23 protein-coding genes are annotated in these 24,438 nt (G+C 72.8%); 10 read left to right on the top strand and 13 right to left on the bottom strand.

The genetic code is table 11. The features are described from left to right. Positions 1-271 precede the first annotated feature (271 nt). A complete protein-coding gene (locus tag ACFY4A_RS06735; protein ID WP_390828315.1) occupies positions 272-781 on the top strand; it encodes a hypothetical protein in 510 nt (169 codons plus the stop codon). A gap of 266 nt (positions 782-1,047) precedes the next feature. Next, the gene (locus ACFY4A_RS06740; RefSeq protein WP_390828316.1) at positions 1,048-1,452 is read left to right on the top strand and encodes a hypothetical protein; all 405 of its coding nucleotides are present in this window, start codon (positions 1,048-1,050) and stop codon (positions 1,450-1,452) included. Between the two features lie 85 nt (positions 1,453-1,537). On the opposite strand, the gene ACFY4A_RS06745 is transcribed toward ACFY4A_RS06740, so the two are convergent. From ACFY4A_RS06745 to ACFY4A_RS06755, 3 genes are all read right to left on the bottom strand, one after another. Continuing rightward, positions 1,538-2,314 (bottom strand): SAM-dependent methyltransferase, encoded by a 777-nt coding sequence (locus ACFY4A_RS06745; protein WP_390828317.1) that lies wholly within the window; start codon positions 2,312-2,314, stop codon positions 1,538-1,540. A 111-nt stretch (positions 2,315-2,425) separates the two neighbouring features. Beyond that, positions 2,426-4,594 (bottom strand): RNA polymerase recycling motor ATPase HelR, encoded by a 2,169-nt coding sequence (gene helR, locus ACFY4A_RS06750; protein WP_390828318.1) that lies wholly within the window; start codon positions 4,592-4,594, stop codon positions 2,426-2,428. 137 nt (positions 4,595-4,731) lie between these two features. Next, the gene (locus ACFY4A_RS06755) at positions 4,732-5,937 is read right to left on the bottom strand and encodes a glycosyltransferase (RefSeq protein WP_390828515.1); all 1,206 of its coding nucleotides are present in this window, start codon (positions 5,935-5,937) and stop codon (positions 4,732-4,734) included. Positions 5,938-6,208: 271 nt separating this feature from the next. Between ACFY4A_RS06755 and ACFY4A_RS06760 the strand changes: the two genes are divergently transcribed. From ACFY4A_RS06760 to ACFY4A_RS06770, 3 genes are read left to right on the top strand one after another with little or no spacing between them, the layout of a single operon-like run. Then, positions 6,209-6,523: a helix-turn-helix domain-containing protein gene (locus tag ACFY4A_RS06760; RefSeq protein WP_390828319.1), complete on the top strand. Its 315-nt coding sequence runs from the start codon at positions 6,209-6,211 to the stop codon at positions 6,521-6,523. Then, positions 6,520-8,250, top strand: a complete 1,731-nt coding sequence (locus ACFY4A_RS06765) for a helix-turn-helix domain-containing protein (RefSeq protein WP_390828320.1) — start codon at positions 6,520-6,522, stop codon at positions 8,248-8,250. Before ACFY4A_RS06760 ends, ACFY4A_RS06765 begins: the two co-directional genes overlap by 4 nt. A 27-nt stretch (positions 8,251-8,277) precedes the next feature. After that, a complete protein-coding gene (locus ACFY4A_RS06770; protein ID WP_390828321.1) occupies positions 8,278-8,811 on the top strand; it encodes a transcriptional regulator in 534 nt (177 codons plus the stop codon). A gap of 26 nt (positions 8,812-8,837) precedes the next feature. Here the strand turns inward: ACFY4A_RS06770 and iolD are convergent, their stop codons facing one another. From iolD to ACFY4A_RS06820, 10 genes are all read right to left on the bottom strand, one after another. Further along, positions 8,838-10,739, bottom strand: coding sequence for a 3D-(3,5/4)-trihydroxycyclohexane-1,2-dione acylhydrolase (decyclizing) (gene iolD / locus ACFY4A_RS06775; protein WP_390828322.1), 1,902 nt, complete (start codon positions 10,737-10,739; stop codon positions 8,838-8,840). Beyond that, on the bottom strand, positions 10,736-11,620 hold the full coding sequence (iolB, locus tag ACFY4A_RS06780) for a 5-deoxy-glucuronate isomerase (RefSeq protein WP_390828323.1): 885 nt from the start codon (positions 11,618-11,620) through the stop codon (positions 10,736-10,738). The genes iolD and iolB overlap by 4 nt, the downstream gene beginning before the upstream one ends. Then, positions 11,620-12,528: a deoxyribose-phosphate aldolase gene (locus tag ACFY4A_RS06785; protein ID WP_390828324.1), complete on the bottom strand. Its 909-nt coding sequence runs from the start codon at positions 12,526-12,528 to the stop codon at positions 11,620-11,622. The genes iolB and ACFY4A_RS06785 overlap by 1 nt, the downstream gene beginning before the upstream one ends. Beyond that, positions 12,525-13,310 (bottom strand): PfkB family carbohydrate kinase, encoded by a 786-nt coding sequence (locus ACFY4A_RS06790; protein WP_390828325.1) that lies wholly within the window; start codon positions 13,308-13,310, stop codon positions 12,525-12,527. Before ACFY4A_RS06790 ends, ACFY4A_RS06785 begins: the two co-directional genes overlap by 4 nt. Then, positions 13,307-14,122 (bottom strand): 6-phosphogluconolactonase, encoded by an 816-nt coding sequence (locus tag ACFY4A_RS06795; RefSeq protein WP_390828326.1) that lies wholly within the window; start codon positions 14,120-14,122, stop codon positions 13,307-13,309. The genes ACFY4A_RS06790 and ACFY4A_RS06795 overlap by 4 nt, the downstream gene beginning before the upstream one ends. A 5-nt stretch (positions 14,123-14,127) precedes the next feature. Further along, on the bottom strand, positions 14,128-14,958 hold the full coding sequence (locus ACFY4A_RS06800) for a carbohydrate ABC transporter permease (protein ID WP_390828327.1): 831 nt from the start codon (positions 14,956-14,958) through the stop codon (positions 14,128-14,130). A gap of 3 nt (positions 14,959-14,961) precedes the next feature. Then, positions 14,962-15,840 carry a carbohydrate ABC transporter permease gene (locus ACFY4A_RS06805; protein ID WP_390828516.1) on the bottom strand — a complete coding sequence of 293 codons (879 nt, stop codon included), beginning with the start codon at positions 15,838-15,840 and terminating at the stop codon, positions 14,962-14,964. A 101-nt stretch (positions 15,841-15,941) separates the two neighbouring features. Further along, positions 15,942-17,336, bottom strand: coding sequence for an ABC transporter substrate-binding protein (locus ACFY4A_RS06810; RefSeq protein ID WP_390828328.1), 1,395 nt, complete (start codon positions 17,334-17,336; stop codon positions 15,942-15,944). Positions 17,337-17,429: 93 nt separating this feature from the next. Then, on the bottom strand, positions 17,430-18,425 hold the full coding sequence (locus tag ACFY4A_RS06815) for a sugar phosphate isomerase/epimerase family protein (protein WP_390828329.1): 996 nt from the start codon (positions 18,423-18,425) through the stop codon (positions 17,430-17,432). Then, on the bottom strand, positions 18,422-19,576 hold the full coding sequence (locus ACFY4A_RS06820; RefSeq protein WP_390828330.1) for a Gfo/Idh/MocA family protein: 1,155 nt from the start codon (positions 19,574-19,576) through the stop codon (positions 18,422-18,424). The genes ACFY4A_RS06815 and ACFY4A_RS06820 overlap by 4 nt, the downstream gene beginning before the upstream one ends. 292 nt (positions 19,577-19,868) lie before the next feature. On the opposite strand from ACFY4A_RS06820, the gene ACFY4A_RS06825 reads away from it, so the two are divergent. The 5 genes from ACFY4A_RS06825 to ACFY4A_RS06845 all read left to right on the top strand — a co-directional run bounded on the left by ACFY4A_RS06825 (position 19,869) and on the right by ACFY4A_RS06845 (position 24,422). Continuing rightward, a complete protein-coding gene (locus ACFY4A_RS06825) occupies positions 19,869-20,648 on the top strand; it encodes a GntR family transcriptional regulator (RefSeq protein WP_390828331.1) in 780 nt (259 codons plus the stop codon). 35 nt (positions 20,649-20,683) lie between these two features. Continuing rightward, on the top strand, positions 20,684-21,643 hold the full coding sequence (locus ACFY4A_RS06830; RefSeq protein ID WP_390828332.1) for an ROK family protein: 960 nt from the start codon (positions 20,684-20,686) through the stop codon (positions 21,641-21,643). A 579-nt stretch (positions 21,644-22,222) separates the two neighbouring features. Next, complete coding sequence (locus ACFY4A_RS06835) at positions 22,223-22,570, top strand: DUF1330 domain-containing protein (RefSeq protein WP_390828333.1); 348 nt, start codon at positions 22,223-22,225, stop codon at positions 22,568-22,570. 110 nt (positions 22,571-22,680) lie between these two features. Then, positions 22,681-23,358 carry a FadR/GntR family transcriptional regulator gene (locus ACFY4A_RS06840; RefSeq protein ID WP_390828517.1) on the top strand — a complete coding sequence of 226 codons (678 nt, stop codon included), beginning with the start codon at positions 22,681-22,683 and terminating at the stop codon, positions 23,356-23,358. An 11-nt stretch (positions 23,359-23,369) separates the two neighbouring features. Beyond that, on the top strand, positions 23,370-24,422 hold the full coding sequence (locus tag ACFY4A_RS06845; RefSeq protein ID WP_390828518.1) for an asparaginase: 1,053 nt from the start codon (positions 23,370-23,372) through the stop codon (positions 24,420-24,422). Positions 24,423-24,438: the final 16 nt, after the last annotated feature.

Here is a 24,438-nt window from a genome sequence, read left to right on the forward strand (position 1 = left end):
TTTGGGTCCGCAGGGTGCTACCGGGGCTACGGGTGCTACGGGCCCGCAGGGCGACACGGGCGCCATTGGGCCGCAGGGTGACACAGGTCCTACCGGGGCTCAGGGTTCTACGGGATCGCAGGGCGCCACCGGTGCTTTGGGTCCGCAGGGTGCTACCGGGGCTACGGGTGCTACGGGCCCGCAGGGCGACACGGGCGCCATTGGGCCGCAGGGTGACACAGGTCCTACCGGGCCGCAGGGTTCTACGGGACCGCAGGGCGCCACCGGTGCTTTGGGACCGCAGGGTGCTACCGGGGCTACGGGTGCCACCGGGCCGCAGGGCGACACCGGTGCCACCGGGCCACAGGGTGACACCGGTGTTACTGGGGCGCAGGGCGCCACCGGACCGCAGGGCGACACGGGTGCCACTGGCCCGCAGGGCACGACTGGTGCGACCGGACCGCAGGGTGGCACGGGCGCTACGGGCCCGCAGGGCGCCACCGGACCGCAGGGCGACACGGGTGCCGCCGGCCCGCAGGGCGCCTCGGGCGTCGCCGACATCAATCCGGTCGTCGGAGGCAGCGCGACGCTGACACCGGGGCAGACGCTGGCCTTGGTCGCTGTGTGTCCCGCCGGTCAGAAGGCGGTCAGCGGGGGTTGGATCGGGGGCGACGAGGTCATCCCCGTGAACAGCTACCGGAGCACCAGTACGAACCCCGACGACAGCTGGACCGTGAACTTCCACAACACCTCCGCCACCCAGAACTACGACGTCACTCCCGTTGCCTATTGCGCGCCGTGACGTCCTGGTCAGCGGGGACCGGCACCACGGGGATGCCGGCGCGGTCACCGGCCGAGCCGACTCGGTTTGCGACTGCTAAATGAGCGGGTGCAGGGGCCCCGGTCGGCCTGGCAGGGCCGGCCGGGGCCCCTGCACGAGCGCTTCCAAGCCTGGCTGAGTCGTCCAGGTTCGCCGCGACGGAACCGCTACCGCGGACGGCGCGCGAGGATGGAAGGGAGGATGGAAGAGACACATCCATACCGGCTCACAGGAGAGGAGGAGCGGGGATGGTTACGGCAGCCGAGACCGTGCTCGAGCCCACCGAGCGTGTCCGGGCCCAGAAGAAGATGTCAGCCGCTGGACTGACCACGCTCGAACCCGCCGCACGTGTGCGGGCCCAGAAGGGACGGTACGGGGCCCGGAGTACGCGAGTGTTCACGGGGAGTGCGCAAGCCCAGCAGAACGGGACCGGGGAGGCCCATCCTGACGGGGGTGTGCACCTGCGCACTCGCATGTTCCACGCCCCGGTTCCGATCCCGTACGTCAGCCTGGAGAACGTGTCCACCCGGGACCTGGTCTTCTACGGGGGCCTGGGAGCCCTCGCGGTCGCGGGGGCCCTCGAGTGGCCGGTCGCTCTGGCCGTCGGCGGAGCCACCTGGCTCGTGCGCAGCAGGCGGAAGGAAGAGCGCTGAAACGCGGTAGAGCCAGAGGGGAGCGGCGCCCGGCAGCACAAGGCTGTCGGGCGTTCCCGGTGACACTGGCCGAACTTGCCGTCCCTCAGGCCACGGGAACGAGGGTCAGGTAGGCCATGCCCATGACACGGCGATAACCCCGTAGCCACATGCCGCGGTGGCGGTCGACGCGGTCGCGGGTCTCCCTCGCCAGGGGATGATCGGGATGGGCGGCGAGCCATTCCTCGACATCGCACTGGTAGGCGGACTCGAATTCCTCCCATTCGTCGTTGCTCGCGGTCTCGATCCATGCCGGACGGAACCCCGCGGCGATGGCGAGGTCGACGAGGTCGGCGACGTGGTGGAACTCGGAGGCGGACGCGTCAGGCCACATGGCCCCCAACTCGCCCGGAGCGGGCGGGCGTTGCCAGAAACCCTCACCGAGCAGGACACGGCCGCCCGGGGTGACCAGACGCCGAAGGGCATGCAGGGCGGCCGTGGTGTGCTCGGGGGGTCGGGCATCGCTGAGGGCGTGACTGGCGCCGAGGCAGAGTACGAGGTCGGCGGGGCCTTGGGAAGTGTCGACGGCGGACTCCTGGACGAAGCGGGTGCGCTCGGCCAGTCCGCGGCTCTCGGCGTTGGCGCGCCCGCGGGCCAGGTCGTCCTCATCGAGGTCGATGCCGACTCCGGTCGCGCCGGGCATCGCCTCCAGGAGGCGGAGCATGAGCTCACCCCAGCCGCAGCCGATGTCGAGCACGGTGGTCGGGGCCGTCGGAGCGGTCGGGGAGGTGAGCCGTCGGACCATTCCGGCGGCCCGGTCCTCGGAGAGCGGGCCGTGGAAGGTGAGTCGGGTCAGTCGCGGCGGGGCGGTGATGTCATCCACGATCCTGAACGGTAGGTACGACACGGCGGCCGGCGGCACCTGTTTTTCGTGTGGCGGTGCCGAGGTGGGCGGTCGCCGGCCGCCTCTGACCGGCCGATGTCCCGGCCGGCGTCAGGGGCTCGTGAGGACGATGAGCCGCTGGGTCGCTCTGGTCATGGCGACATAGCGGTCGATCGCTCCTTCGACGCCCTCGCCGAACCGTTCCGGGTCGACGAGGACGACCAGGTCGAACTCGAGTCCCTTCGACAGCTCCGGGGTGAGTGACCGGACGCGGGACGTGGTCCGGAACGTGGGATCGCCGATGACGCAGGCGATCCCGTCGGCATGTGCGGCGAGCCAGGTGTCGAGGAGCGAGTGCAGATCCGCAGCGGATCCGTGCACGACGGGGACGCCGCTGCTGCGGATCGAGGCCGGCACGTTGGCGTCCGGGAGCACGGTCCGGATGACCGGCTCGGCTTCCGCCATGATCTCTTCCGGCGTGCGGTAGTTGATGCTCAGGGACGCCAGGTCGATCCGGTCGAGTCCGATCCGCTCGAGCCGTTCCCGCCACGACTCCGTGAACCCGCGCCTGGCCTGCGCACGGTCCCCGACGATGGTGAAGCTCCGGGACGGGCACCGCAGCAACAGCATCTGCCACTCCGCGTCGGTCAGTTCCTGAGCCTCGTCGACGACGATGTGCGCGAACGGGCCGGCGAGCTGGTCAGGGTCGGTGGTGGGCAGTTCGGACTCGTCGGTCAGGCTGACCTCGGCGTCCTCACCGCGCAGCATCGTCACCAGGCCCTCGCCGTCGTCACCGTCGGCCCCGGAGTCGGCCGCGGCGGCGATCAGGTTGTCGACGACCTGCGCCATGCGTTCGCGCTGGGCGGCGATGACGGCCTCGTGCCGGGCCTTGCGCCGCGATGTCTCCGGGTCACCGAGCCGCTGCCGCGCCGCGTCCAGCAGCGGTAGGTCGGACACCGTCCAGGCCTGGGCGTCCGTACGTTGCAGCAGCCGAACGTCGTCGCGGCCGAGCCAGGGAGCGCACATCCGTAGGTAGGCGGGTACCGACCACAGGTCACCGACGAGGTCGGCCGCTTCGAGCAGCGGCCAGGCGCGATTCAGGGCCGTGATCAGTTCCCTGTTCTGCCGCAGCGATCTGCGCAGCAGGTCGGCCGAGACGTCGCCGTCGTGCTTGTCCACCAGGATCGTCAGCAGTTCCTCCCGGATCTGGTCGCGTGCCTCGTTGTGCGGGGTACCGGGTTCCGCCGCATCGAACGCCGCCGCCCAGTCTTCGGCGCTCAGCCGGATGTCGGACCAGGGGGTCGTGACCGTCATTCCCTCGGTGGGCGGCTCCTCGTAGAACCTGACGGCCGTCTCGATGGCCTTCACCATGTCAGCGGACGACTTCAGGAGGGCGACGTCCGGGTCGCTCTCGACCGCCGCCGTGGCCCCCTCGGCGACGAGGTCGCGCAGGGTGCAGGTCCGCACGCCCTCCTCTCCGAGGCTGGGGAGGACGTCGGCGACGTAGCCGAGGTAGGGCTGGTGCGGACCGACGAACAGCAGGCCGCCGCGGCGGTGACCGAGGCGGGGATCGGAGTAGAGGAGGTAGGCGGCGCGGTGCAGGGCGACGACGGTCTTCCCCGTACCCGGACCGCCGTCGACGACGAGAGCGCCGCGGGATCCCGCGCGGATGATGGCGTCCTGGTCGGCCTGGATGGTGCCGAGCACGTCGCGCATCCGTGCCGACCGGCTGCTGCCCAGGCTGGCGATGAAGGCGGACTGGTCGTCGAGCGCGGCGTGCCCGGCGAAGTCGTCCGCAGTGAACACCTCGTCCCAGTAGTCGCTGATCCGGCCGAGGGTCCAGCGATACCTGCGGCGGCTCGTCAGACCCATCGGGTTGGCGTGGGTGGCTCCGAAGAACGGCTCGGCCGCGGGGGAGCGCCAGTCGAGCAGCAGCCGGCGACCCGTGCTGTCCGTGAGGCCGAGCCGTCCGACGTACACGGGCTCGGGGTGGTCCGCGCCGACCATGCGGCCGAGGCACAGGTCCAGACCGAAGCGGCGCAGTGCGCGCAGGCGAGCGGTCAGCCGGTGGATCTCCAGGTCCCGGTCCAACGCCTGCCGGCCCGCGCCGCCGGGTGCCCTGCGTTCGGCGGCGAGGCGGTCGGACACCTCGGCGATCGATTGCTCGAGGCACTCGGCGATGGCCGCGAAATGCCGCTCGTCGCCGGCGATCAGTGCCGGGTCGGCCTTGGGGGAGAGGCGGTCGGGAAGGTCGAAAGCACTGGTGGTGAGGGGGGTCATGGTCTTCGGTTCCGATCTGAGGTCGCTTGCGACCGTTGCGTGCGGCAAGGTGTCCGACTCGGCGTTTACGCCGGGTTGTCGTTCTGCGGGTCCCGGCTCGACGGTCCCGCGTGGCTCACGCGGGTGCCGGCGGGCTTTCAGCTCATCGCGTCGAGCAGCAGCTTCGCGGCCACCGCCGCTCCGTCGGTGCCGATCGCGCCGGCCACGGCGGTCGCTCGTGCGCGGGTTTCGGGGGCCAGGGCCGTCCCGAGCGCGGCCGACAGGGACTCGAAGGTCGCAGTGGGACCGCCGTGTGCCGCGCCGATGCCGAGGTCTGCCACCCGGCCGGCCCAGTACGGCTGGTCCGCCGCCTGGGGCACCACCACCTGAGGCGCTCCGGCCCGGGCGGCCGTCGTCGTGGTGCCCGCGCCGCCGTGGTGCACGACCGCGGCCACCCGCCCGAACAGCGCCTGCTGGTTGACCTCGCCGACGACGAAGCAGTCGTCACGGTCGTCGACGAGGGACAGGTCGGCCCAGCCACGGGCCACGACCGCGCGGCGGCCCTGCGCTCGGATCGCCTCGATGGCCGCCTGGGCGACGTTCGTCGATGTGCGCATGGGCATGCTGCCGAAGCCCACGTACACCGGTGGCGCACCGGCGTCCAGGAACGCCGTCAACTCCGCCGGGTGCGGGCGCACATCGGGCAGGGTCCACGCGCCGGTCTGGACGACGTCGAGGTCCGGCGTCTGCTGCCACGGGTCCAGGACCGGGTCGGTCGCCAGCCACGGCCGGCCGCCGATGACGTAGTCGCGGACGTCGTCCACCGGTGGCAGGCCGATCGAGGCGCGGTTCGTGTTGAGCGCCTCGCCGAACAGCGCGTTGATGCTCTGGGCGTCCAGGTCCCACAGCGCCCGGTTGTCGGTCACCTCCGGCGGGAACGGCCGGCCCGGATACGCCAGCGGTGCGCGGTGCGGCGACGGCAGGGTGAGCTGCTGGAAGGTCACGGACACGGAGCGGATGCCCAGCTTCTCGGCCACCGACAGCGCGCCGGCCGCGGCCGGCATCATGCCGGTCGCCACCAGTGCGTCGCATCCCTCGGCCGCCGCGGTGACCGCGTCGAGCTGGCCGGCGATCAGCTCGGCCGCGCGCTGGGGCAGGGACGACGGCGGCGGTGCCGCGGTCGTCAGCGCGCGTGCCGACCGGCCGACCGGCACCAGCGGTACGCCGACACCGGCCAACCGCTGCGCGAAGTCCTCGTCCGGCGGTGCGCACACCCGCACCTCCGCACCGCGTTCCCGCAACCGCACCGCGAGTGCCACCAGCGGTTCGACGTCCCCGCGTGACCCATACGTCGACAACAACACACGCACTTCGCGACACCCACCCTCGATTTCTGGCTTCGGCGGGCGATTCTGCGGCACGACGGGGGCCTTGCCGCAAGCCCCCCAGTGCGCTATACGTTGAGAGTGGAAAGGAGCGGTGACCTCCTTTCCCTTTCTTTTTGCCGCCCGATGCCGGCGGGCGATGCCGACGGACAAGCGCCTCATGAAGCGGCAGCGCGCCGTGCGCTCAGCGACGCAGCACGCAATGCGATTTGCGCATAGAATATGAGTGCTGCGAGGTAGGGTTGTCGTCATGGGTATGAGCCTCGACGAGCGGGTACGGTCCGCCGTGGCCGCGCTTCTGCATGCGACGGGCGAGTCGCAGACCGATCTCGCTGCCGCGCTGGGAGTCAGCCAGGCGCAGGTGAGCCGTCGTCAGTCCGGTTCCGCCGCATGGAGCCTGGCCGACTGCGACGCGGTCGCCGCGCACTACGGCATCGAGGTCCTCGAACTCCTGGCGGGACCCAGCCGGGCCACGGAGTCGCTGCCCGAGGAACGCCGTCGCGTCACCCGCCGCCACGCCAACTCCCCACGCGCCGCGGCGGTACAGGACGGGGGAGCCCGATGACGGACTTCGAAGCGATCGATGCCCTGCTGGCCGGGGCCAAGAAGGAAGTCCCGCTGCCGCCCGCCGAGGAGCGGCGGGCTCTGCGGGAGGGGCTGAGCGTTTCGCGCGCCCAGCTCGCGCGGGCCCTGAACGTCGGCCCGTCCACAGTCGGGGGCTGGGAGTCCGGGCGGGACCCGAGCGGTGAAGCAAGGGAGAAGTACGCGTACTTCCTCGAGGGAGCGCGGACCAAGCTGGCTGCCGCTGCCGCTGCCGCTGCCGGTGCCGGTGCCGGTGCCGGTGCCGGTGCCGCTGCGGATGCGGAGGCCGAGGCCCCGGCCGAGGAACCGTCGGACGCCGTCCCGGCGGAAGCCGAGCAGGAAGTCGGGCAGGAGGCCAAGCAGGAAGTCGGGCAGGAGGCCGGGCAGGAAGCCGGGCAGGAGGCCGGGCAGGAGGTCGGGCAGGAGGCCGGTCAGGACGACGTCGACGATGTCGAGGCCCTTTCGGCGCCGCAACCCTGCGTGCTGTGCGGGCAGCCCGCCTCCCACCAGGTCGCGGGATTCCCGCAGCACCTGGACCCCGCCGAGTGCGGCACGTCGGAGCCCGCGCAAACGGTCGAGCCCGCGCCGACGGTGGAGCCCGCCCGGCCGCACACGCCGGCTCCGCGGAGGGCACCCCACCGCCCCGCGTCCGCCGGCGGGCCGGGCCAGGCGGCACGCGTGGTCAGGGTCGTACCCGTCGGCCGTCGTCTGAAGACCGCCGACACGCCGGACCTGATCGGCTCCGCCGTCACGGCCGCGCTCGCCCAGCACTCCGGCGACGTGGAAGCAGCGACCGCGGCGCTGGTGAAGCGGGCCATCCCGGACGCGATGGCGTTGCTGGACGAGACCCGCAAGGGCGGCCGGTACGACGTCGTCGCCCACCCGTGGCTGCCCGACATCCTGCGCAAGCAGACGGCGCGCGGCGCCGACCAGATCTGGGAGGCCCGTCCCAAGTGGACACGCACCGAACTGCCGCCCGGCGAGCACGAGGTGACCGCGCTCGACGTCAACGGCGCCTACCTGTCGGCGCTCAAGACGCACCTGCCGCTCGGGCAGTTGGAGCACTCCACGGGCAACCACCACGACCGCCGCCGCGCCGGCGTCCACCTGATCACTCCGTCCGACTGGGAGCACGACGCCTACCTGCCCAACCCGATCGGCGGCCGGGACGAGCCGGGCCCGCTGTGGGTGACCGAGCCGACCCTGCGCCTCCTGCTGCGTCTCGCGGGCCCGAAGTACGGGCTGTGCGACCCTCCCGAGATCCACGAGTCCTGGACCTCGGGGGCCACGGAGAGCCTGCTGGAGAAGTTCCGCGTCGCGCTGAGGGACGCCCGGGAGCGGGCGATCGCCGAGGACGACGAGGTGACGCTGGAGTACGTGAAGGCGATGTACGCGAAGTTCGTCTCCACGATGGGGGAGTCGAACTACAACCGGGAGCTGTACCGCACCGACTGGATGCACCTGATCCGCTCCCAGGCCTTCGTGAACCTGTGGTGGAAGGCGCACCGGGCGTACGACGAGGGCCTGATGGTGGTCCGCGCGATGGGCACCGACGAACTGCATGTGATCGGTGACTGGCGCGCGGTGTTCCCCGAGGGACGCGGCGTCACCGAGGTGAAGGTCAAGGACGTCTACCACGTCGGCAACCCCGCCACGACGGACTGGGTACCGGCGCGGCCGGACGGGTGTCCGCCGGTCCCGACCAGGTAGATTGCGTCTGCGAGGAAGGAGCGTGAAGTGCCGGAGCGCACCATCGAGTTCGGCAAGTACGGAGCCCGGGGCGTCAAGGGCCACGAAGCCGTCGCCCGCCAACTCGACGCGCTCGCGGGCTTCGTCGTCACGCCCATCACGACCCGTCGCGGGCTGCTCGCCCGCCTGCACTACCTCACCCGGACCGAACACGCCCGCCGAGCGGCGCGTGAGGCCGGCCTGACGGTGACGGACCGGACGCTGAACGCGTGGCTGGAGGGCAGGCGGAGCCCGTCGAAGAAGAACCTCGAGCGCGTGGAGACCGCGTACCGGGCGGTGCGCCGTCACAACGTCGCCCGCTATCTGCTCGCCCGCCTCAACCGCGAAGGGCGCGGCACCCGGGTGGAGTTCCACCCGGTCAACCAGTCCCAGGTCGTCCGGCCCCGCCAGCGGGTCGTGGAGTACCGCTCGCTCAACGTCCGTCACTGGGACCGCATCGTCGCCGCCTGGGCGGCCGGTGACGACCAGGCCCTGGACGATGCCTGGGTGAACGACGCCGTCGTCGACCTCGGCTCCCAGTGAGGCCAGTACGAATACGTCACTGCGGGTCAGGCCGGGGGTGGGGTGAGCAGCGGGCGTTGGGTCTTCTTGTGCTGCTCGTAGGTGGCGCGGGCCGCGGTGGTCGACGGGAGTGCGGAGACCTCGGCGACCGGCACGTCCCACCAGGCGTCCGAGCTGGGCGCCGGTACCAGGGGGTCGGTCTCCACATGGACGACGGTGGTGTGCTCGGCGGCCAGCGCGGCGGCGAGCGCCTCGCGGAAGGCGTCCAGGCCCTGGGCGCGGATGACGTCCGCGCCCAGGCTCGCGGCGTTCGCGGCCAGGTCGACCGGCAGGGTGTCGCCGTTCAGGTGCCCCGTCGCCGGGTCGCGGTAGCGGTAGCGGGTGCCGAACCGGTCCGCGCCGACCGACTCCGACAGCGCGCCGATCGAGGCGTAGCCGTGGTTCTGCACCAGCACCACGACCAGTTTGAGGCGCTCGGCCACCGCCGTGGCGATCTCCTGGGCCATCATCAGATAGGAGCCGTCGCCGACCAGCACCACGACCTCGCGGTCGGGCGCGGCCATCTTCACACCCAGCCCTCCGGCGATCTCATAGCCCATGCAGGAGTAGCCGTACTCGACGTGATAGCCCAGCGGGTCGCTGGGGCGCCACAGCTTGTGCAGATCGCCGGGCATCGAGCCGGCGGCGCACACCACCACGTCGCGCTCGCCCATGGCGTCCCGCAGCGCGCCGATGATCTCGCTCTGCGCGGGCAGCGGCCGCTGTCCGGCGGTGAAGGCGGCTTCCGCCACCTTGTCCCAGCCGCGGACCAGTCCGGACGTGCGCTCGCGCCAGTCCGGGGCCGCGGACCAGCCGGACAGTGCGGCACCCAGCGCCTGGATGCCGGCGCGGGCGTCCGCGACCAGCGACACCCCCGCCTGCTTGGCGGCGTCGAACGCGGTGATGTTGAGGTTGACGAAGGCCACCTGCGGGTCGGCGAACAGAGTGCGCGAGGCGGTGGTGAAGTCCTGCCAGCGGGTGCCGATGCCGATCACCACATCGGCATCTCGGGCCAGGGCGTTGGCCGCGGCGCTGCCGGTGTGGCCGATCGCGCCGACCGCCGCCGGATGGCCGTGCGGCAGCGCGGCCTTGCCGGCCTGGGTGACCGCCACGGGAACGCCGGTGGCGGCGGCGAAGTCCGCGAGGGCGGCGGTGGCGTCGGAGTGGATCACCCCGCCGCCGGCCACGATCAACGGGCGCCCGGCGTCCCGCAGCAGCCGCACGGCGGCGGCCAGTGACGCCTCGTCCGGTGCCGGGCGGCGGATGTGCCACACCCGGCGGGCGAAGAACTCCTCGGGGAAGTCCCAGGCCTCCGCCTGCACGTCCTGCGGCAGGCACAGGGTGACGGCGCCGGTCTCGGCCGGGTCGGTGAGCACCCGCATCGCCTGCACGGCCGACGAGAGCAGTTGCTCGGGTCGCCAGATCCGGTCGAAGAACCGGGAGACGGGCCGGAAGGTGTCGTTGACGGTGATGTCGGCGGCGTACGGCTGCTCCAGTTCCTGGAGCAGCGGTGAGGCGGCGCGGGAGGCGAAGGTGTCGCCGGGCAGCAGCAGCACCGGCAGCCGGTTGACGGTGGCCAGCGCCGCCCCGGTGACCATGTTGGTGGAGCCGGGCCCCACCGAGGCGGTGCAGGCCAGCGTGGAGAGTCTGCGCCGGGTGCGGGCGTAGCCCACCGCGGCGTGCACCATGGCCTGCTCGTTGCGGGCCTGGTAGTAGGTCAGATCGTCGGGGCGTTCCAGCAGCGCCTGGCCGAGGCCGGCGATGTTGCCGTGTCCGAAGATGCCGAAGCAGCCCTCGATCAGCCGCTGCTCGACGCCGTCCCGCTCGGTGTACTGCTGGGCGAGGAACGCCACCAGCGCCTGGGCGGTGGTCAGGCGGCGCACCCGCCCGGCGGACGTGGTCGTGGTCATCGCGGGCCTCCGGCGTCGCAGATCGGGACCCGCGGGTCGGCGGCCTGGCCGTCCCACGAGGCGCGCACCCAGTGGTGGGCCGGGTCGTCGCAGCACGCCATCGTGCGCTGCGGGTGCGGCCCGGCGAGCACATTGAGGTAGTAGAGGGGATGTCCCGGAGCGGCCATGGAGGGGCCGTGGTAGCCCCGGGGGACGAGCACCACGTCGCCGTGCCGGACCTCCGCCAGCACGTCCACCCCCTCGCCGCCGGCCGCGGCCGGCTCGTACACCCTCTGGTAGCCGAAGCCGTGCGGGCCGGGGCCGCCGATCTCGAAGTAGTAGATCTCCTCCAGCACCGCCTCTCCGGGGCGCCGCTCGTCGTGCTTGTGCGGCGGATAGGACGACCAGTTCCCGCCGGGGGTGAGCACCTCGACGGCGACCAGGCGGTCGCAGGCGAAGCCTTCGGGGGAGGCGAAGTTGTTCACCTGCCGGGTGGCGGGGCCGGCGCCGCGGATCTCGACCGGTACGGCCTCCGCGGGCCCGTAGGCGGGCGTGAGCCGGCGCTCGCAGCGGGCCGCGGGGAGTGCGAACCGCCCGCCGCCCGCAGAGTGGACGGTGAGCCGGGCGTCGCGCGGCGCGTAGGCGAAGTCGGTGACCCGGCTGAAGACGCCGGGGCGGCCGTCGAGGTCGAGTACGGTGCCGTCGATCTCCACCCGGCAGCCGCCGGACAGCGGCAGCACGATCATCTCGCTGTCACCGGTGTCCAGGGTGCGCGAGGCGCCCGGTGCGAGGTCCAGAACGCGCAGGGAGCCGTAGGTCCACTCGGCGTCCTGCGGGGTGACGGTGAGGCGGAATCCGTCCGCGGCGGCGGTGCCGTCGGGCAGGTACAGCCGACGGGCCATCAGGACTCCCGGCCGAGCAGCGAGACGGCGGTGTCCACGGCGCCGGCCACGTCGCCGTCGGCGGGGAAGAGCATCGTACGGCCGATGATCAGCCCGCGGACGTGCTCGATGCGCAGCGCGCGCTGCCAGGAGGCGTACATGGCGTCGGGGTCGCCGCCGCCCTCGCCGCCCAGCAGCAGGGTCGGCATCGTGGTGGAGGCCATCATCCGCTCCATGTCGGGGACGACCGGGACCTTCAGCCAGGTGTAGGCGGAGGTGCGGCCGAGCGCGGAGGCGATGTTGTTCACCCAGATCTGCGCGTCGGCCTCCAGGATGTTGCGCACCCGGCCGCCCTCGCGCACGGACTTGAACGGTTCGATCAGGGCGAGCAGCCGGCGCTCCGCGAGTTCGTTGACGGCGGCGGCGGTCCCGCTGAGGGTCTCGGCGGTCCCCGGGTCGGCGGGGTCGACGCGCAGCAGCATCTTGCCGCCGTCCAGCCCCGCCTCGGCGATGCCTCGGGCGTCGTAGCAGGTGAAGCGGTCGTCGAGTTCGAACGAGGCGCCGGGGATGCCGCCCCGGTTCATCGAGCCCAGCACCAGTTTGCCGTCCAGCGCGCCGAGCAGCGTCAGGTCCTCGACCAGATCGGGGGTGCCGAGGAAGCCGTCCACGCCGGGGCGGGACAGCGCCGCGACGCAGCGGGCCAGCAGCTCGTGCCGGTCGCCCATGGCGGTGGGGTTGCCGCCGGCGGCCACCGCGCCGCGGGCCGGGTGGTCGGCGGCCAGGATGAACAGCGGCCGGGCCAGGTCCGCGGGGTCGAACTTCGGGCGGGCGGCGGCGGCCCGGCGGATCGCGTCGGGGTCGGTGAGCCGGATCCGGGTGACCTCGGCGAGGTCACGGGCGGCGGGGGCGGTGACGAGGGTGGTGCTCAACGAGGTTCTCCGGTCGTGGTGGTGGCGACGGCGCGCGGGGTGGGGCGGCCGGTCAGCTCGGCGATCTCATCGGGGGTGGGCATCGCGTCGGCGCAGGCGTGCCGGGAGGCGACCAGGGCCCCCGCTGCGTTGGCGGCGGCCAGGGTGTCGGCCAGCGGCAGTCCGGCCAGCAGGCCGGCGACCAGGGCGCCGCCGAAGGCGTCGCCCGCGCCGAGGCCGTTCACCACCTCCACCGGGATCGGCGGCACCCGTACGTCCTCGGTCGCGGTGCGCGCCAGGACGCCGTGCGGGCCCTGCTTGACCACGGCCAGCCGCACTCCGCGGGCGAGCAGCAGGTCCGCGGCCCGGTCCGGGTCGCGGGTGCCCACCGCGACCTCGACCTCGTCGCGGTTGCCCACCGCGACGGTGGCGTGCTCCAGCGCCTGCGCGTACCGTGCGGGCGCGTCCTCGGCCCGGTCCCAGAACATCGGGCGCCAGTCCAGGTCCAGCACGGTGTCGGTGCCCGGGTCGCGCCCGGCGAGCGCCCCGGGCACGGTCACCACATGCCGGTCGTCCACGCCGAAGCCGCGCAGCGCGTCGCGGACGAAGCCGCCGAGCGGGTCGTCGCCGACGCCGGTGACCACCGCGCTGCGCAGGCCGTGCCGGGCGGCGGCGACGGCCACATTGGTGGCGCTGCCGCCGAGGTACTTGGCGAAGGTGCGCACCTCGGCCAGGCCGACCCCGGTCTGCTGCGGGTAGAGGTCGACGCCGACCCGGCCCAGGGTGATCAGGTCGTACGTCACGCGGCGTCCTCCAGGGCCAGCGACGCCCGGTCGACGTAGAGGGCGGCGCCGGCGCACTCGGTGACCAGGGTCGCGGGCCAGGAGGGGTCGTAGCCGCGGGCGGCGGCCAGGCGGCGCACCGCCTCGCGCTTGTGGGCGCCGTGGACGGTCATCACCGCGCGCCGGGAGTGGGCCACGATGGTGTGCACGCCGACGGTGACGCCGTGCCGGGGCACCTCGTCGAGGGAGGCGAAGTCAGGGAAGGTGCCCATGTTGTCGACGCGGGTGGTGTCGGCGAGCTCCACGATCCGGCTGGTGCTGTGGCGGTCGGTGCCGGGCGGGTTGAAGGCGATGTGCCCGTCCGAGGCGCCGCAGGCCAGGATGAACAGGTCGATGCCGCCGGCCTCGGCCAGCCGCCGCTCGTAGGCGGACGGGTCCGCGGGGTCGGGGAACCACACGGCGTCGGCCGGGATGCCCCGGGAGGGGCCGGCCGCGACGTTGAGGGGAGCGATGATCTCCTCGGCGGCGAAGCGGTGGCAGCTGTTGTGCGCGCCGTGGTCGATGTCGTGGAAGCCGCCCGGCGCGTCGGGGTCGGGCAGGACGTACTCGTCCATCATGGCGATGACGACGTGCCGCAGGTCGAGCCCGTGCTCGGCGGTCAGTTCGGCGAGTGCCGCGTAGACCGGCTTGGGGCTGCGGCCGCCGGGGCAGCCCAGGACGTAGCGCCGGCCGGAGCCTGCTGCTTCCGCGATCCCGTCCGCGATCTCGCGGGCCAGCTCCGCGCCCAGCTGGGCGGGGCTGTCGAAGACGCGCGGGGGAAGGGGGGCCGACATGGATGTCACTCCTTTACGGCGCCGGCCAGCATGCCGCTGATCATGCGGCGCTGGAGGGCGATGTAGCTGATGAGTACGGGCAGGGCGACGATGACGGCGGCGGCCGCGGTGACGCCCGGGTTGCTGTTGCGCCGGTTGCCCGCGAAGAACGACAGGGCCAGCGGTGCGGTCTGCACGCTGCGGTCGTCCGGGACGAGGACCAGTGCCAGCAGGAACTCGTTCCACGCGAAGAGGAAGAGCAGGGTGGCGAGGGTGCCGATGGCGGGTGCGGCCATCGGCAGCAGGATCGAGCGCAGGGTACGGAACCTGGAGGCTCCGTCGACCGCCGCGGCCTCGCGCAGCGCCGGCGGTGTGGAGACGAAGAAGGTGCGCATCCAGAAGACCGCGAACGGCAGGGACAGGCCGATCTGCGGCAGGATCAGCGCCCAGTAGGTGTTCGTGAGGTGCCAGGAACGCAGCTGGTAGTAGAGCGGGATCACGGTCGCCTCGTACGGCATCACCAGACCGACCAGCAGCAGTCCCAGGAGCAGCCCCTTCAGCGGGAAGGGGAAGGCCGCGAAGGCGTAGCCGGCCAGCACGGACAGCACGGTGGTGCCCACCACCACGGCGGCGGCCACGATCAGGCTGGACAGCAGGGCCTGGGAGAACAGCCCGCCGCTCCAGGCCCGGGAGAAGTTGTCGAAGCTGATGGAGGTGGGGAGGGTGAAGCCGCTCTGGCGGGTGCCGGGCTTGCCGAGCGCCAGCAGCACCACGGACAGGAAGGGGTACAGGGCGGCGATGGCGGCGACGGCCAGGACGGCGTGTCCGATGACGGTCTGGCGGCGGCTGGTGAGCATCCGTCAGCCCTCCTTTCCGCGCACCAGGCGCATGACGAGCCCGGTCACCATCAGCACCACGGCGGTCAGGAAGACGCTGATCGCGGCGGCGCCGCCCACCTCGTGGGTGAGGAAGGCGCCCTGGTAGATGAAGACGCTGGGCACGGTGGTGGAGGTGCCGGGGCCGCCGGTGGTGGTGTTCCACACCAGGTCGAAGTTGCGCAGGGCGTAGGTGATGGTGAGGACCAGGGCGATGGACATCTCGCCGCGCAGCGCGGGCAGGGTGACGGTGAAGAACTCGCGGATCGGGCCGCAGCCGTCGATGCGGGCGGACTCGTAGAGCTCGGTGGGGATCTTCTGGGTGCCGGCCAGGAAGAGCACCATGCACAGCCCGTACATCACCCAGGTGCCGACCAGGCCGACCGAGGGCAGAGCGGTGTGGTAGTCGCCCAGCCAGGCGCGGGCCAGGGAGCCGAGGCCGACGGCGCGCAGGGCGGCGTTGAGCGGCCCGTCGATGTCGTAGACCCACCGCCAGGAGACGGCGACCACGACGGTGGCCAGGATCTGCGGCAGGAACAGCACCGCGCGGAAGAAGCTCAGTCCGTACACCCGGATGCGGGACATCAGGGCGGCGAGGAAGAGGCCGAGGGCGACCGGCAGCAGCGCGTAGAAGACCACGAACTCCAGCGAGTGGCCGATCGCGGCGGGGATGCGGGTGTCGGACAGCAGGGCGCGGTAGTTGCCGAGCCCCACCCAGCGGCCCTCGGTGAGGCCGTCCCAGCGGAACAGGGAGATCCAGGCGGTCTGGCCCAGCGGCCGCAGCACGAACAGCGTGTAGACGATGGCGGCGGGCAGCAGGTACCACAGGGCGGGCCAGTACTGGCGTCCGGCCCAGGCGCGCAGGCCGTGCCGGTTCCGGTGGGCCGGTGGTTTCCGGTCGGCGCGGACCGGGGCGGGAGATGCGGGCCCGGTGGCGGTGGCCCGTCCGGAGAGCGGGGCCGCGGTCACGGGGTGCCTCCGGCGGCTGCCGCGTCCTGGCGCTGCTGCTTCTGGAACGCCTGCCAGTTGTTCTGCAGGCCCTCGGCGAAGCCGCGGGGGGAGGTGCGGCCGGCCAGCAGGTCTTGGGTCTTGGATCCGATGGTGTCGAGCATCGTGGTGGAGGCCCAGTCGAGGTAGAAGTTCTGCCCGTCGTCGGCGAGCAGCTTGAGCCCGATGCCGTTGACCTGGTCGACGACCTTGCTGTCGGCCTTGACGGTGCCCTGGCCGGTGACCGGGGTGCGACCGACGTCCGCGAGGGTCTGCGCGAACCGGTCGCTCATCAGCATGTCGAGGAAGGCGACCGCGGCGGGCAGGTGCCGGGTCTTGGCGCTGATGTGCCAGCCGAGGCCGAGCGAGCCGACCGTGGCGCGGGTGCCGTCGGGCCGGGTGGGCAGGGTGAAGCCGACGTGGCCGTTCATGCTCTGCTGCAGGGCCGGCGCGTTCCAGGAGCCGGCGACCAGGAAGACACCCTGGCCGTGGCTGAACTTGGCGACCGCGTCGTCGGAGCTGATGCCGTCGTAGCCCTTGCCGAACCAGCCGCGCTCGGCCCAGTCCCGCACGGTGCGGGCCGCGGCCTCGGTGCCCTGGTCGGCGATGGTGGCGCCGGGGACTCCGCTGATCCACGACCGGATGTCGCGGCTGGGCACGTTCTGCGCCTGGACCAGGCCGATGACCTGGCTGGCAGGGTACTTCTCGGCGTTGCCCAGCATGATGGGCTGCTGACCGGCGGCCTTGGCACGGGCGAGCGCGTCGGTGAACTCGGCGTAGGTCCTGGGCGGCTTGATGCCCAGCTTGGCCAGCTTGTCGGTGTTGTAGAACACGCCGACGTACTCGGTGGCCGGCGAGATGCCGTACAGGCTGCCGGAGCCGAAGACGGCGCCGTCCGGGGTCCAGCGGTACTGCTTGAGGGCGCCGTCGGTGAAGGTGTTCTCCCAGCCGTAGGCGCGCATCACGTCGTCCAGCGGACGGATCAGCCCGCCCTTGACCAGCGGGCCGTCGGTGCCGTAGCCCTGGTTGCCCTGCACCAGGTCGGGCGCGTCGGTGCCGGACATCGAGTTGACGACGGTCTTCATCAGATCGTCGAAGCCCTTGGTGACGACCTCGACCTTGACGCCCGGGTACTTCTTCTCGTACATCGGCACGAGCGCCTTGAGAGTGGCGTCCTCGCCCGAGTCGGCGAGCACGCGCAGGGTGGTGGGCCCGGGCTTGGCCACCTCCTGGACGGTCACCGGCTGGGTGATCCGGGGTCCGGTGATGCCGGACGAGGTGGTGGTGCCGCCGGCTCCGGGGACACCGCACCCGGAGACCAGCAGCCCGGCCAGGGCCACTCCCGCGGCCCCGGTCCAACGCAGCTTGTTCATCCTTGCTCCACTTCGGGTCCGCACGCGGGCGGACCGGGAACGGCGCCCGGAGGCACGGCGGCCGGGCCGCGCGCCCTCGGGGCAGCCGGGTGGTCAGGAGTGGGCGGCCACCTTCGCGGCCAGCCAGGCGTGGTTGGCCGCCTGCTCGGCGGCGACCTGCGGGTACTGATCGGCCGGGGTCGGTGCCCGGTCCTGTTCGACCAGCAGCCAGTCGCGGTAACCGCCGCGCAGCAGCTCGGCCAGGAACCCGTCGATGTCGACGTCTCCCTCGCCGAACGGCACACAGACATCCGCCCACCACTCGTCGAAGTCGGTGCGGCCGGCGGCCTTGGCGTCGGCGAGCACGGCCATCCGTACGTCCTTGACGTGCACGTGGTTGATCCGCTCGCGCCAGGCCCGCAGGCACTCCACCGGGTCGCCGCCGGCCAGCTGGATGTGCGCGATGTCGAGGGTGAGCCCGACCTCGGTCAGCTCCAGCAGCCGCTCGACCTCCCACGGCGACTCCACATAGGTGCTGATGTGGGGGTGGAAGGAGGGGCGCAGCCCGTAGGACCGGGCCATCGCCACCGCGCGCTCGGACAGCCGGGCCAGGCGTTCCCAGCCGGCCTCGTCCAGGGCCAGCGAGCGGTCGTCCCAGGAGCGGGCGGGGTTGTGCAGCAGGGTCTGGCTGCCCTCGTCGGCCAGGATGGCCAGCGGTGCGCGGTCGGCGGAGGTGCCCGCCGCCTCGGCGCACGCCGCCAGTTCACGGCAGGTCTGCTCCATCCGGGCCAGGTCGTGCTCCACGACGTCGTCGCCGAGGGCGTAGTGCACGGGGATGTAGGCGCCCACGGCGGCCAGCCGGTGCTCGGTGAAGAGCGCGGCGGTCTGCTCGGGCGTGCCGAAGAAGCCGGGCGGGCCGAGCTCGCTGCCGTGGTAGCCGGCCTCTGCCATGGAGGCCAGCAGGGCACCCGCGGACGCACCGGGCCCGCCCGCGCCTTCGCCGTACACGCCGTAGCTCACCGGCGCGTTGCCGATCAGAATGCCGTCCGGCAGGCCGCCGGAGGGGTTCGTCGTGGGGTTCGTGGCGGAGTCCGTGGTGGGGCCGGTCATGCGACGGCTCCCTTCGCGGCCTCGCCGCCGACCGTGATGCCCGCCCGAGCCGCGAGCGCGGCGACGAGCGCCTGGAGACAGCGCACGTCCTCGGCCGCCCCGGCGGCGCCGGAGCGGACCGGTGCGTCACCCTGCACGGCAGCGGCGAACTCCTCCAGCTGGCGCACGAACCCGGTGTCGTAGCCGTGCCGCGCGGTGGTGTCACGGCGCATCGCGCCCTCGGCGCGTTCCACGCGCAGGGTGGAGCGCACGTCCACCAGGTAGGGCGCGGCCATGTCCAGCCGCAGCCGACCGTCGCGGGCCAGTACGGCGATCTCCTCGCCGTACTCGGGGTGGTCCGGGAGCCAGTTCCAGTTGAGGACCAGCCGGGCGCCGTCGCCCAGGGGCGCGGTGGCCAGCAGGCACGGCGGTTCGCCCTCGACCGGCCACGGCCACAGCTGGGCGCTGTCGAAGGTCGTGGGCAGGGTGAGGCCGAGCGCGCGCAGCACGGAGAGCTCGTGGATCACCGAGCCGTTCAGTACGTCCCGGTAATAGCGGCCGAGTTCGGCCGGTACCTCGCCGAGGGCGTCCAGGGTGCGCGCGTCCTCGTAGGCGAGGGACTCGGCGATCACGGAGGTGTCCGCGTCGGCGGCCGGCGGGGCCAGCCGCAGATGCTCCACCTGGGGTTCGTCGGCGGGGTGCAGCACGGTGACCCGGACGGTGCGCGGGGTGTCCAGCTCGGCCAGCTCGGCCGCGGCGACCTCGGTGAGCGGGTCGTACATCTTCATGTAGCCGACCTGAAGCACCAGGCCCTTGGCCTCGGCGAGCGCGCCCAGTTCCTCGGCCTCGGCCACGGTCAGGCACAGCGGCTTCTCGGCGAGGACGTGCTTTCCGGCCTCCAGCGCGGCGCGCGCGGCCTGTGCGTGGGTTCCGGGGGTGGCCAGCAGTACGGCGTCGACGGTGTCGTCGGCCAGCACGCTCTCATAGCTGTGCGTGGCCCGTACGCCGACGCCGCAGCGGGCGGCCACCGCCGCCGCGCGGGAGGGGGAAAGGTCGCACACGACGGCGGTCTGGAACAGCGCGCCCAGGCGCTGGACGGCGGGGAGGTGGACCGACTGAGAAATCGTTCCTGCGCCTATGACGGCGAGACGGACCGGTGGATGTGACGGCATCGAGGCTCCCTCGGCTTCGGGTGCGGCGCGGTGTGCTGTCGCGGTCGCGGGTGGGTGGTGTCGCAGGTGGTGTGTCGGGGGCGTGCCATCGGGCTGGGCCCTGTGGCCTGTTGGAGGCAGGGGCCGGCGGCGGCCCCGTGCACCGGCAGGCGGGCACACGCCGGGGCACGGAAGAGAGACTTCCGAATTTCGGCGTGGAGGGATCATGGCGTACTTCAGTCCAGTCAGTCCAGTGTCTGGACCAGGTTTTCATCTGGTCCATGAACTGGTCGCTCTGGTACGGTCCATGACCGTGACCACGCATGACGCACCGGCCTCACCATCCGTCCCCGCCCCAGCCGCGACCGCCGCGACCGCAGGTCCGGCCGTGCAGCTCGCCCGCCGCGCACTCGGGCAACTGCTGGACCGCCGGGTGTGGGCCCCGGGCAGCCAACTGCCCGGCGAGCGCGCACTGGCCCAGCGAGTCGGCGTCAGCCGCAGCAGTCTGCGCCAGGCCCTGGCCCTGCTGGAGGCCGAAGGCCGGGTGCATTCCTCGCCGCAGCGCGGCTGGTTCGTCGCCACCGACGTGGTCAGCGAGCCGCCCAGCGTGCTGAAGAGCTTCACCGACATCGCCCGCGCCCGGGGCCTGACCGCCACCGCACGGGTGCTGCGCCGCGAGGTCCGCCCGGCCGGCTACGAGGAGTCGGCCCGGCTGCGCATCGCACCCGCCGCCGAGGTGCTGGAGATCGTCCGGGTGCGCGGCCTGGACGACGTACCGGTGTGCCTGGACACCACGGTGCTGGTGCGCTCCCGGGCGCAGGCGCTGGAGGACGTCGACCTGACGGATCGTTCGCTGTTCGCCGAGCTGGAGGCCAGGGCCGGGGTGCGCGTCATGCACAGCACGTACACCGCGCGCGCCGACGGCGCCCAGCCCTTGGAGGCGGAGCTGCTGCGGGTGCCGCCGGGCACCCCGGTCCTGGTCGGCGAAGAGGTCACCTACGACCAGAACGACACCCCGGTGCTGCTCGGCCGGGCCGTGTACCGCGGCGACGCCTACCGCCTCGAAGCCACGCTCCACCGCAGCTCGGACTGAACCCACCGCATCCCAGGCGAAGGCCAACAACTCCCGTGAACACCAGCCCGATCCCGGCGCCAGCCGGGGAACCGTCCGGCCGGGCCGCCGTCGCGGCCCTGGACGTCGGCGGCACCAAGATCGCCGCCGGACTCGTCACCGCCGACGGCACCCTGCTGCACCGCCGTGAGCTGCCCACCGCCACCGCCGAGGGAGGGCTGCGCGACCCCGGTCTGGCCGGCACCCTCCTCGACGACGCCACCCGGCTGGGCGTCACGGTGACCGCACTGGGCGCGGGATTCCCCGAATACGTCGACGCCGACGGCCTGTTGACCAGCCGTGAGGTACTGGCCTGGGACACCCAGCCGGCCGCCGTACTGACCGCCGAGGCCGCGGCCGGTCTGCCGGTGGCCGTCGGCTCCGACGTGCGCTGCGGGGCTCTCGGTGAGGCACGGTACGGCGTCGGCCGCGACATCCCCGACTTCCTCTACGTCTCCCTGGGCACCGGACTGTCCTCCACCCTCGTCCTCGACGGGCGGCCCGTCGCCGGACGGCGCGGAGAGGCCATCGCCCTGGGGGAGTTGGAGGTCCCGGCCTCCGTGGACCGGGACTGGCGGGGAAACCTCGAACAGTACTGTTCCGGCCGCGGCATCGGCGAACGCCGCACCGCCTGCGGCGGCTCCCCCGTACCGGGTGCCCGGGAGGTCACGGCCCTGGCCCGGTCCGGCGACCCGGCCGCGGCACGCGTCCTGACCACCGCCGGACAGGCGCTGGGCACGGTGCTCGGCCATCTCGTCCGCGTCCTCGACCCCTCGGCGATCGTGCTCGGCGGCGGCCTCGGCACCGGCGACGGGCCGCTGCACACCGCCCTGCGCGAGGCATACGCCCACACCACCCGCACCCGCCCGGCACCCCCGCCCATTCGCCGCGCCGCACTCGGCCCCGACGCCGGCCTGATCGGCGCTGCGGCACTCCCGTCACTCACTGGGCTCACCGCGTCTCTTTCCTGGTCCTGAGTGTCGGCTCCTGCCCCGCGTGTCGGCCTTCGAGCAGCAGCGGGGAAGCGACAGCGGGCGGGGCGTGGACCGTTGGAGAACATTCCGGTCCACGCCCCGCCTGCTCGAGGAGGGCGCGCTGCTCAGCAGTACAGGTTGCTACCGGGACTCACACCGAGGACGGAGGCGAAGCGCTGGTAGGCGTCCACGCGGCTCTGGGCGGGATTCCTGCCGCGTCCTTGGCCGCACCCGTCAGGACCAGTCGCACCAGAGCAGGCACACAGGTCAAGAAGGTCGGATACGGAAATCGCGGCCGCCCACCCCCTCGCGCCTGCCAGCGGCAAGGTTCCGGGCAGCCGGGTGAGCGCGGCCGGCGACAGGAGCGTGGCGCCCAGCCCGGCGGCAACGGCACCGTGCAGCGTGAAAGTCCACGCCATGCCTCACAGAGTGTCACGGAGGTCAGGCACTGCGGCCAGCAGGCTGACGGGGGAGGGGGAAGCAGACGTGGCAGGGCGCGCTTACCTGTCAGGTCATCGCCCCCAGCTCAGCCACCTGCCAGGATCGCCGGTGCACAGAAGCCCGACCGGCCGGAAGGACGACATGCCCGCCTATGCCATGGCTCACTTGCAGGAGGCCGCTCCGCACCCGGAGGTCGCCGAGTACATCGAGCGCATCACCGCCACCTTCGAGCCGTACGGTGGCCGTTTCCTCGTGCATGCCTCGCGGCACGAGGTGAAGGAGGGCAGCTGGCCCGGGCACGTCGTGGTGATCTCCTTCCCCGGGATCGCCGAGGCGCGGGCCTGGTGGGACTCACCCGCGTACCAGGAGATCGCACCGCTGCGCTCGCGGCACATCGAGGGTGACATCATCCTGGTCCCAGGCGTCCCCGACGACTACGACCCGACCGCCGCCGCGAAGGCGATGCGGGAGGCGCTGCCTGCCGAGTAGCTCTGGGATCCGGGCACCCCTTGACAGTCCGGCCTCCTCACCCGCAGGATCACCCCGTGAACCTGTCAGACAGCCAGACAGGTGGCCCGGGGCCGCGGCGCGTCAGCGCCATGGAGGCGGTGCTCGGCCACCTTCGCGGCGCCATCGAGCGCGGCGACTACGCCATCGGCGACAAGCTCCCGTCGGAAGCCGAGCTGTGCCGCACCCTGGAGATCAGCCGGCCCGTGCTGCGGGAGGCCCTGCGGGCCCTGCAGACGATGGGGCTCACGGTCTCCAGGACCGGCAAGGGCACTTTCGTCGTCGCCGGCGCCGTCGAGGACCCCACCTTCGGCGACTACGCGGCCAGCGACCTGCTGGAGGTGCGCCGCCACGTCGAGATCCCGGTCGCCGGGTACGCGGCGCGGCGCCGCACCGCGGAGAACCTCGATCACCTGACCCACCTCCTGGACCGGATGGAGCAGGAGACGGACACCACCGCGTGGGTCGCGATGGACACCGTCTTCCACCTGGCCGTGGCCGAAGCCGCGCAGAACCCGGTCTTCCGCCGGGTGATCGAGGAGATCCGGGACGCGCTGGCCCGCCAGTCCGCCTTCCTCAACGAACTCGGCGGCCGGCGAGAGCAGTCCAACCGCGAGCACCGGGCGATCGTCGAGGCGCTGATCGACGGTTCCGAGCACGACGCGGTGCAGGCCATGACCCACCACCTCGACCGCGTCGAGACGACCCTCACCGACATCTTGCGGCCGCGGCGCACGGACGCCCCCACGGAAGGCGGCCCCAAGGCGTGAACTCGGCAGTGATGTACGGAAGTTCGGTGGCAGGGGCTCCTGTGGTCCGGGAGCCCCTGCACGCCCCCGTCGCCCACCTCGTCCGCGGCGGGGTCGTCGAGGGCGTCCACTACGGCTCGGTCGTCGTCCTCGGCGCCGACGGAGCCGTGGAACTGCAACTCGGTGATGTCGAGGCCGCCTTCTACCCGCGCTCGGCGCTCAAGCCGGTGCAGGCGGTGGCGATGCTCCGGGCCGGGCTGCCGCTCGACGGGGAACTGCTGTCGCTGACCGCGGCGAGCCACTCCGGGGAGGCACGGCACCTGGCCGGCACCCGGCGCATCCTGGAGCTGGCCGGAGTCACCGAGGACGAACTGCGCAACGTACCCGACCTGCCGTACGACCCGGTCGTCCGCGACGCCTGGGTGCGCGAGGGCCGGCTGCCGTCCCGGCTCGCGCAGAACTGCTCCGGCAAGCACGCGGCCATGCTCTACACCTGCAGGCTCAACGGCTGGCCGCTGTCGGACTACCTCGACCCGGGCCACCCGTTGCAGCGGGCCGTCGCCGAGACCGTCGAGGACCTCACCGGCCAGGCGATCGCCCGGGTGACCGTCGACGGCTGCGGAGCGCCCCTGTTCGCCGTCTCGTTGCACGGGCTCGCGCGCGCCGCGGCCCGGATCACCACCGCGCCGGCCGACACCCCCGAGGCGCGGGTGGCGGACGCCATGCGCGAGCACGCCGAGACCGCCTCCGGCTCCGGGCGCGACGTCGCCGCGCTGATGCGCGCCGTGCCCGGACTGCTCGCCAAGGACGGCTTCGAGGGCGTGCAGGTCGCCGCGCTGCCGGACGGCCGGGCCGTCGCCGTGAAGATCGCCGACGGAGCGAACCGGGCGCGCGTCCCGGTCGCCGCCGCGGCCCTCGCGCGGGCCGGGGTCGACCCGGCCGCGCTCGCCGAGTTCGCCGGAGAACCCCTGCTCGGTGGCGGCGAACCGGTCGGCAGCGTCCGGCCCGCCCGCGCGCTCGACCCCGCCCCGGGCTCCGGGCTCCGCTCGGGCGGGAGCCATCTCCATGCCCGGACGCCCGCCTGACCGAACCGCCCACCTC

The sequence above is a fragment of the Streptomyces sp. NPDC001292 genome (assembly GCF_042896465.1).
GTDB lineage: Bacteria > Actinomycetota > Actinomycetes > Streptomycetales > Streptomycetaceae > Streptomyces.

Bases quoted from the DNA above. Each gene is read 5' to 3' on its own strand.
- helR (WP_390828318.1), bottom strand. From the start codon at position 4,594: ATGACCCCCCTCACCACCAGTGCTTTCGACCTTCCCGACCGCCTCTCC.
- ACFY4A_RS06765 (WP_390828320.1), top strand. From the start codon at position 6,520: ATGACGGACTTCGAAGCGATCGATGCCCTGCTGGCCGGGGCCAAGAAG.
- ACFY4A_RS06840 (WP_390828517.1), top strand. From the start codon at position 22,681: ATGGAGGCGGTGCTCGGCCACCTTCGCGGCGCCATCGAGCGCGGCGAC.
- ACFY4A_RS06815 (WP_390828329.1), bottom strand. From the start codon at position 18,425: ATGACCGGCCCCACCACGGACTCCGCCACGAACCCCACGACGAACCCC.
- ACFY4A_RS06795 (WP_390828326.1), bottom strand. From the start codon at position 14,122: ATGTCGGCCCCCCTTCCCCCGCGCGTCTTCGACAGCCCCGCCCAGCTG.
- iolB (WP_390828323.1), bottom strand. From the start codon at position 11,620: ATGGCCCGTCGGCTGTACCTGCCCGACGGCACCGCCGCCGCGGACGGA.
- ACFY4A_RS06845 (WP_390828518.1), top strand. From the start codon at position 23,370: ATGTACGGAAGTTCGGTGGCAGGGGCTCCTGTGGTCCGGGAGCCCCTG.
- ACFY4A_RS06810 (WP_390828328.1), bottom strand. From the start codon at position 17,336: ATGAACAAGCTGCGTTGGACCGGGGCCGCGGGAGTGGCCCTGGCCGGG.
- ACFY4A_RS06820 (WP_390828330.1), bottom strand. From the start codon at position 19,576: ATGCCGTCACATCCACCGGTCCGTCTCGCCGTCATAGGCGCAGGAACG.
- ACFY4A_RS06800 (WP_390828327.1), bottom strand. From the start codon at position 14,958: ATGCTCACCAGCCGCCGCCAGACCGTCATCGGACACGCCGTCCTGGCC.
- iolD (WP_390828322.1), bottom strand. From the start codon at position 10,739: ATGACCACGACCACGTCCGCCGGGCGGGTGCGCCGCCTGACCACCGCC.
- ACFY4A_RS06760 (WP_390828319.1), top strand. From the start codon at position 6,209: ATGGGTATGAGCCTCGACGAGCGGGTACGGTCCGCCGTGGCCGCGCTT.
- ACFY4A_RS06835 (WP_390828333.1), top strand. From the start codon at position 22,223: ATGCCCGCCTATGCCATGGCTCACTTGCAGGAGGCCGCTCCGCACCCG.
- ACFY4A_RS06740 (WP_390828316.1), top strand. From the start codon at position 1,048: ATGGTTACGGCAGCCGAGACCGTGCTCGAGCCCACCGAGCGTGTCCGG.